The organism is Bacillus cereus (genome assembly GCF_002561295.1).
GTDB classification, from domain to species: domain Bacteria; phylum Bacillota; class Bacilli; order Bacillales; family Bacillaceae_G; genus Bacillus_A; species Bacillus_A cereus_S.
This window is the reverse complement of record NZ_NTUG01000070.1, coordinates 1-396: the sequence shown is the minus strand read 5'-3', so window position 1 is coordinate 396 and position 396 is coordinate 1. Positions and strand designations below refer to the sequence as shown.

Here is a 396-nt window from a genome sequence, read left to right as displayed (position 1 = left end):
TCATCTAAAACATTATGAAAATCTGCTAAAATTGCATCGCGTACACGTCCGAATAAAGATTGTTTCATTTTAATCTTCCTCTCTTCTACTTTATAATTTAAATTGTTTTATATTAGTTTTTCATTAACTTGTTCCACTCATCTTCAAAATTGCTATATGGCTTAGAACCTTCTGAAGTAGAATCCACTACTACATCTTTTTCTTTTTTCCACTCACGGTATCCGTAGTATAGTACTACTAATGCTGCGATACCGATTAATGCTGGGGAATGAGAAAGGGCGATTGACAAGCCGATTAAACCAGCAATACCCCAAGCTAACTTTCCAAAAAATGATTGTGCTCGCACAAATGATTTATAGCTCCAGTACACAATTCCTGCTCCAATTGCAAAGCCTA

At 35.4% G+C, this 396-nt stretch carries 1 protein-coding gene and 1 pseudogene; both read right to left on the bottom strand.

Features of this window, described 5'->3' with window-relative positions; all coding sequences use genetic code 11:
* Window positions 1-68, bottom strand: a pseudogene (locus tag CN373_RS25370) (PspA/IM30 family protein); the annotation flags it as partial.
* Between the two features lie 44 nt (window positions 69-112).
* Window positions 113-396, bottom strand: a 284-nt coding sequence (locus tag CN373_RS24445) for a flagellar basal body rod protein (protein ID WP_098360339.1), incomplete at its 5' end; no start/stop codon positions are given.